This is a genomic window from Wolbachia endosymbiont of Cylisticus convexus (assembly GCF_003344345.1).
Map to the genome: position 1 here is coordinate 1 of NZ_QPIP01000233.1, position 1,187 is coordinate 1,187.

Genomic DNA, 1,187 nt, shown 5'->3' on the forward strand with positions numbered 1-1,187 from the left:
TTTTGATTTTCTGGGTTACACATTCAGACCCAGGTTAGCAAGAAATAAAATAGGGAAGCATTTTGTTTCATTTCTCCCAGCAATTAGCAACAAGGCCAAGAAAAAGATTACTACAACCATAAGATCATGGAAAATGCTAAGAAATACGCATATAACATTAGAGGGGATGTCAGAGAAAGTAAATCCAATAGTCAGAGGCTGGTATCAGTACTATGGCAAATTTTACAGAACTGAGGTCTACAAATCTCTAAAGAATGTAGAGCGGCATCTAGAAAAGTGGGTCAAAAGGAAATATAAGAGACTCAGGGGTCACGGAAGACTAGCAAGACAATTTCTAGGAAAGGTGAGAAAGAGGTCTCCGGATATTTTCTATCACTGGACACTAGGGTTAGATCAAAAGGCTGAATAATGGAAGCTGTATAAGCTGAGAGGTTTACGTACAGTTTTGCGAGAGACTGGTGGGGAAGTTCCACTGGTCTACTCTCCAATCACAAAATTACTGACTGGAATAAATTTACTGAATTTGCTAAAAAATATGGTGGAAAAACTCTATCGGAAATGGCTAAGCTTTGGAGCAATGTTAGTATCCCAACGATTCATCGAGCTCTTAAAAAAATTGGACTCACACGCAAAAAAAGACATATGGATACAAAGAAAGGGACGAAGAAAAACGCGCTGAATTTTTGAAAATTATAGCAACAAAAGAACCTCAAAACTTAGTTTATATAGATGAGTCTGGCATTGATAACACCGAGGACTACCCTTATGGATATTGCCAGAAGGGACAGAGGTTTTATGCTCTAAAATCTGGTAAAAAAATTCAACGAATCAGTATGATTGCAGCCTTAAACGGCAGGAAAATAGTTGTTCCGTTAACATTTGAAGGCCACTGTAATATGTTAATAAATGGTTTGAGCAGTTTCTGACACCGATTTTGAAACCTGGACAAACTGTTATCCTTGATAATGCTACTTTTCATAAGTCTAATAAGATTACTGAATTTGCTAAAGGAGTTGGCGCAGAAATTTTATATCTACCGCCTTATTCTCCCGATTTTAACAAAATTGAGCATCATTGGTTTGCTATAAAAAACAGAGCTAGGAAAAACATCCCTCTATTCACATCTTTTCGTCATGCTGTTGATTCCGCTTTTCTATAAGCTTTTCGGACTATTATGAAAAGAGCTA

General features: G+C 37.0%; 1 protein-coding gene and 1 pseudogene. Both read left to right on the forward strand.

The window, feature by feature from the left end:
• Window positions 1-409 (forward strand): group II intron maturase-specific domain-containing protein (locus tag Wcon_RS10860; RefSeq protein WP_275936935.1); only part of this gene is annotated, 409 nt, incomplete at its 5' end.
• Window positions 410-486: 77 nt separating this feature from the next.
• Window positions 487-1,159: pseudogene (locus Wcon_RS10865) on the forward strand (IS630 family transposase); the annotation flags it as partial.
• Between the last annotated feature and the right edge of the window lie 28 nt (window positions 1,160-1,187).